Here is a 5760-nt window from a genome sequence, read left to right on the forward strand (position 1 = left end):
TCCATATCATTAACAACGCCTGTCAGCATTAAAGAATTGCTTAAATTGCTTCTGTAAGGAGATAATCGTCATCGGCTTCACTATTGATGTAGGTAGTTTGTTTGGCGACGATTATCTGATCATAAATGAAGCCTTTTTTCTATCTAAATAAACAAGTTAGCTCTTAAGATCCTGTCTATGAACTAGGGTTAACTTATCTCTCTGTCACTGAATGGCCATTTTACTGCCCAGTAATCTCTAAAATACTCAATAAGCAGTTACATCTTATTGTTTTACTATTGAAGAGAGGGCTCATGGCTTGTAAACCACTTGCACTAATAATAACTGGACTATTATTAACGCCGAATTTTGCTAGCGCTAGGGACGATATTTCGAAATCTGAAAGCGATCAAGCAGCAGAACAGGCAGCAAAGGAACTTGCAAACCCAAACACAGCTTACGCTAGCCTTAATTTAAAGCTCCAGTATTCAGGTGGTTACGATGGTGGAGGGGACAGTTTCGCTACAGTATTACAGCCGACACTGCCGTTTCCCATGGATAACGGCGACAAAGTGATCTTCCGCCCGGCCATCTCTTATGTACAGAACGATTTCCATATGGATTCACCAACAAGATCGCAGCATATGGACCAGTCTGGCGTTACGGACATCTCATTTGATTTAGCTTATGCGCCTAAAATGGAGGGCGGTACTATTGTCGCTTTCGGTCTTTTTGCTTCTTTGCCAACAGGTAGTAATGACTTAACGGCTGATCAATTTGCTATCGGGCCTGAATTTATGTTCGGGAAGGCGAGTAGTGAGCGAGTTGTTGGTATGTTCCCAAACCACTTGTATGGTGTTTCTGGAGACGGAGCCGACCATTCTGATACTCGAATCAACAAGACATCGACACAAGTCTTTTGGGTGGAGATATTAGGCGGCGGTTGGACGGTAGGCTCTGCGCCGACATTCTCGTATGACTGGAATAAGGATCAGGCGGAAATTCCGTTGAATATAAGCGTAAGCAAGACTACTGTGTTGAACGGACGTCCTTGGAAGTTTGGCATTGAAGCGAACTATTACCTTGAGAAAGACGAAGAAACGCGTCCAGATTTTATGTTGAGCTTTAATATCAGCCCAGTTGTGGAAAATAAACTGGCGTCTTTGTTCGATTAAGCCGTTATTTGAAATACAGTTTTAGAAACGAAAAAGGCTGAACGATCATCGTTCAGCCTTTTGTGTTATTGGATTGAAGCGATTCTATTAACCCGCAGCAGCCTGCATGATGAGACCACAGATGTAAGCGCCGTATGTACCGAGTGCGTAACCCAATACTGCCATTAGGATACCGACTGGAGCCAATGCTGGGTGGAATGCCGCTGCTACGATAGGAGCCGATGCTGCGCCGCCAACGTTAGCTTGGCTACCGACAGCCATGAAGAACAGTGGTGCACGGATAAGCTTCGCCATCACAATCATTAGAATGGCATGGATAGTAAGCCATGTGATACCAATGAAGAAGTAGCCTGGGTTGTCTAAGATAGCCGTCACATCCATTTGCATACCAATCGTTGCAACTAGGATGTAGATGAATGCCGAGCCCACTTTTGACGCGCCACTGTGCTCAAGGCTGCGTGTTGATTTGAAGCATGAAGCGATGAGCGCGAACGTTGTCACCATTACGATTAACCAGAAGAAACCAGATGTTAGGCTGTATTTCGCAAGTTCTGGAGCGTTGGTTGAGATCCACGGTGCAATCAGGTCACTGAAAAAGTGAGCTAGGCCGGTAAGACCGAACGCAATCCCCGTGATCTTCATGAGATCGGTTGTGGTTGTTGGGCGAGCGTTCTCTTCTTGGTATTTAGAAACGGTTTCTTTTAGCTCTTCAATAGATGAGGTATCCGCTTTTAACCATGCATCAATCTTCTTCTGACGACCTGCCATGATAAGTAACACGGCCATCCAAATGTTTGCACAGATAACATCAACCGTAATCATTGCAGAGAAGAGTTGGTCATCAACCTCGAACACTTCTTTCATTGCTGCTTGGTTTGCACCGCCGCCAATCCAAGAACCAGCAACGGTTGTAAGGCCGCGCCATACGTCGCCAGATACGAGGTCAGGGTTGATTTGGTCGATGATCAAGATAGCCAGCGGGCCACCGATGATAATGCCGACAGTACCGGTTAGGAACATGATGACGGCTTTTGAACCAAGGCCAAAGATTTTACGTAGGTCTGCTGAGATGATCAGTAGAACGAGTGCGCTTGGTAATAGGTAGCGACTTGCAACGAAGTATAACTTAGAGTTTGATGCGTCGATGATGCCTAAACTGTTCAGTAGAGAAGGAACAAAGTAACAGAGCAATAGACCCGGAACGAACGAGTAGAATTTTTTCAGTGCGCTATTTTGGCTACTTTCCGTGATAAAAACACCGCCAAGAATAACAGCTAACATGCCCATTATTACAGCATCATTAGTAATCATTATTATATCTCCTTTAAGGTGAGCGCAAAGGTCTCACTTTTTGAATTGCAGGACTATACCGATAACCGCTATTCGTTACAAATTGTAACGATAGACATGTTTTGAAATGTTTATGTTAATTTTAACGGGTTAAATTTGTGAATACAGTACGCTACTTATTTGCATGGTGAATGGTTAAGTTGGAGCTTGTGCGGCGTATTTAGATATATGCAATGTAACTCAAGCCTTAGAGGGTGGTCGCTATGAATTGGGGCGATGATTGAATGACTTAAATGAGTGCATATATAGCCATGTTTACGGTGTGGTTTATGCGAGGTTGGAATGTTTCAATAATGTAAAAAGTGAATTCACTTTTGCCATGTGGTCAGAAATTAAAAATTTTAGCTAGATCACATAAATCTTTCGGATTACGAGTTCTAGCACCCGCTACTCATGCTCATTTGACGTTTTGTAGGGAGTCAATGAAAGAAAAAGCGGCTTAAATAGCCGCTTTTGATCGTTGCCTAGTATGGTTATCTAGCGCCGTTATTTAGAGTTCTGCTTAGGACTCTTCTTCCTCAAAGCCATCTGCATAGCCTTTCGGTGGCGGTGTCCAACCTCGTTCAGATCGAGAGTGCTTGTCTGAACGGTCTTTTTTCATATCTTCTTTCATTGCTTCTTCAAGGTGAATGAAGATTTGTCGGTAGTTGTTGTCGTAGCGTGGATTCTCTTCTGCTTCAGACCAAGCTTGGTAGAGTTTTTCAGACTTACGGCTTTCAACACGTTGATACGTCGATTTCTGTTGTTCAACGAAGAATGGGTGATGACCCAAAGAGCGCAAGGCTTCAGCGCCCATTTCAAGAGCTGAATGGTAGGTCTCTGATTCCACAAAGTCTGCACCCGCTTCTCTTAAGCGGTAGCTATGACCACGGTCGAATGCACGCGCTAAGACTTTCACTGTAGGGTAGTTGTGTTTAACGTATTTGACCAATTCAACACTTGAGTCTTGGTTGTCGATAGCCACAACCAACATCGCGGCTTCTTCGATACCAGCGGTATGCAATAAGTCATGACGAGTCGCATCACCAAAGTAAGATTTGATGTTGATTGAACGTAGCAAGTCGACTTGATTAGCTTGATGATCCAAAACCACAGTATTGACGTCATTTGATACCAATAAGCGGTTAACAATCTGACCGAATCGGCCAATACCAGCAATGATCACCGTACCTTTCTCTTCGATGGTATCTTCTTCGCGATCGTTAGACTTTTGCTCGTAACGAGGAAGTATCACTTTATCAAATAGAATGAATAACCCTGGCGTTAGGAACATTGAAAGTGCAACAACCAGCGACAGTGTTTGAACAATATCGGCTGGCAGTACATGGTTTTGGGATGAGAAGCTCAGTAGGACAAAACCGAATTCACCGGCTTGCGCCAAGCTCAATGTAAACAACCATCGGTCGCTATCTCTGATTTTAAATATCAGAGCCAGTGTGAATAGCACCAAGGCTTTGAGTAGCATTACGCCAAGGGTGAGGCCAATGATCAAACCAAAGTCGTTGAATAGGACATCAAAGTTGATGCCTGCACCTACGGTAATAAAGAACAAGCCAAGTAGTAGCCCTTTAAACGGGTCGATATTAGACTCAAGTTCGTGGCGGAATTCACTGTTGGCTAATACCACACCCGCAAGGAAGGTACCCAAAGCCGGTGATAGGCCGACTAGGCTCATTAGTGCTGCAATACCAATCACCAACATCAATGCGGTTGCAGTGAAGATTTCACGCAGGCCTGAGCTTGCAACAAAGCGGAACAGTGGACGACTCAAGAAGTGCCCGCCGACAACAACAATAGCAATAGATGCCGTGATTACAAGGCCATAAGCCCAACCGGGTAGGCCCGCAACGAGACTTAACTCTTCATGGTGATCAGAAGCTGAAGCGACCGCGCTTTGTGCAGCTTCAATTAATTCTGGCAACGCTAATAGAGGAATGAACGCCAACATAGGGATGACGGCAATATCTTGGAATAGCAGAACAGAGAAAGCGTTCTTGCCCCCTTCAGTTTTGGACAACCCTTTTTCATTGAATGTTTGTAGAACAATCGCGGTTGATGACAGTGCGAAGATCAAACCGATGGTGAGTGCTATCGTCCAAGGCTGCCCGAAGAATAGGGCAATACCCATAACAATCGCGGTAGTGCCGCCAACTTGCAGGCCACCCAGTCCCATAAGACGGTTTCTCATTGCCCAAAGCATCTTAGGCTCAAGTTCCAGCCCGACTAAGAACAACATCATCACTACGCCGAATTCAGCAAAGTGTTGAATGGTTGTCGTTTCTTCGCCTACTAAGCCGATAATTGGACCAATCACCACACCTGCAATGAGGTAACCAAGCACAGATCCGAGACCAAGTCTTTTGGCGATAGGGACCGCGATGACTGCGGCAAGCAAATAGATAAATGCTTGTAGAAAATATCCTGTCATGATTTAACCTCTGCTCATCAGTTCATCAACGTAATGGTTTAGCTTTTCAGCCTTGCTTGCCTTTTTAAGGTCGACTTCGCCCGCAACAAAAGCCTCCAAAAGCGTTTTATAGCTGTTTACGTGATCTTGAATTCGGCCTTCTTCCAACGCAGTCCGTGAACCAAATAAAGCCAATGGGGCCAAGTAGTTCATGCCGCACAAAGAAGCGGTTTGTTCGATGGGGTGAAGCAGTTCACGTATGGTGAAGTGGTTATAGCCATCAGTTTGATAAGCATCTTTCTTGCCACCAGCGGTGATACTGCATAACAAGCTTTTACCTTGCAGTTCATTACCGTCGGTGCCATAAGCAAAGCCATATTCGAGAACAAGGTCTTGCCATTCTTTAAGAATCGCGGGTGTTGAGTACCAATATAGTGGGAATTGAAAAATGATGATGTCATGGTCCAACAGGCGTTTCTGTTCACGGTCGATATTGATCTTGAAGGTTGGGTACTCAGCATAGAGGTCGACACAGGTAACCCCGTTAATGCGTTTGGCTTGTTCAAATAAGGGTTTGTTAGCTTCAGAGCGATGCTGAGAAGGGTGGGCGAATAGCACCAAGACTCGATTTTTCGACATATAGCCCTCTTTGTCCATTAACGAATAATATTTATTGGAATTATAGATATACAATAATAGAAGAATGGTTGAACAACAACGAATTAGCCCATACTTATCTATTTAGATGCGTGTGTTTTTAGGTACTTAATTATATAAAACATCCGTCAATTTGAGTATTTCCGGTACAAGCCGCCGATGACTGAGTAAAACTGTATCCGCCCCATGAAC

4 protein-coding genes are annotated in these 5760 nt (G+C 44.4%); 1 reads left to right on the top strand and 3 read right to left on the bottom strand.

Annotated elements, in window-relative coordinates; genetic code table 11:
* The first annotated feature begins 293 nt into the window (after positions 1-293).
* Positions 294-1154: a transporter gene (locus AB4167_RS21910; RefSeq protein WP_372137021.1), complete on the top strand. Its 861-nt coding sequence runs from the start codon at positions 294-296 to the stop codon at positions 1152-1154.
* An 87-nt stretch (positions 1155-1241) separates the two neighbouring features.
* On the opposite strand, the gene AB4167_RS21915 is transcribed toward AB4167_RS21910, so the two are convergent.
* The 3 genes from AB4167_RS21915 to AB4167_RS21925 all read right to left on the bottom strand — a co-directional run bounded on the left by AB4167_RS21915 (position 1242) and on the right by AB4167_RS21925 (position 5550).
* Entirely contained in the window at positions 1242-2465 is a 1224-nt protein-coding gene (locus tag AB4167_RS21915; RefSeq protein ID WP_208774725.1) for a DUF819 domain-containing protein, read from the bottom strand.
* 541 nt (positions 2466-3006) lie between these two features.
* On the bottom strand, positions 3007-4932 hold the full coding sequence (locus AB4167_RS21920; RefSeq protein WP_372137022.1) for a monovalent cation:proton antiporter-2 (CPA2) family protein: 1926 nt from the start codon (positions 4930-4932) through the stop codon (positions 3007-3009).
* Between the two features lie 3 nt (positions 4933-4935).
* Positions 4936-5550, bottom strand: a complete 615-nt coding sequence (locus AB4167_RS21925) for an NAD(P)H-dependent oxidoreductase (protein WP_017060908.1) — start codon at positions 5548-5550, stop codon at positions 4936-4938.
* Positions 5551-5760 lie beyond the last annotated feature (210 nt).

The organism is Vibrio sp. 10N.286.49.E11, from assembly GCF_041469505.1.
In the GTDB taxonomy this organism is placed as follows: domain Bacteria; phylum Pseudomonadota; class Gammaproteobacteria; order Enterobacterales; family Vibrionaceae; genus Vibrio; species Vibrio crassostreae_C.

Excerpts from the sequence above, each read along its gene's own strand:
- AB4167_RS21910 (WP_372137021.1), top strand. The coding sequence starts at position 294 with ATGGCTTGTAAACCACTTGCACTAATAATAACTGGACTATTATTAACG.
- AB4167_RS21925 (WP_017060908.1), bottom strand. The coding sequence starts at position 5,550 with ATGTCGAAAAATCGAGTCTTGGTGCTATTCGCCCACCCTTCTCAGCAT.
- AB4167_RS21915 (WP_208774725.1), bottom strand. The coding sequence starts at position 2,465 with ATGATTACTAATGATGCTGTAATAATGGGCATGTTAGCTGTTATTCTT.
- AB4167_RS21920 (WP_372137022.1), bottom strand. The coding sequence starts at position 4,932 with ATGACAGGATATTTTCTACAAGCATTTATCTATTTGCTTGCCGCAGTC.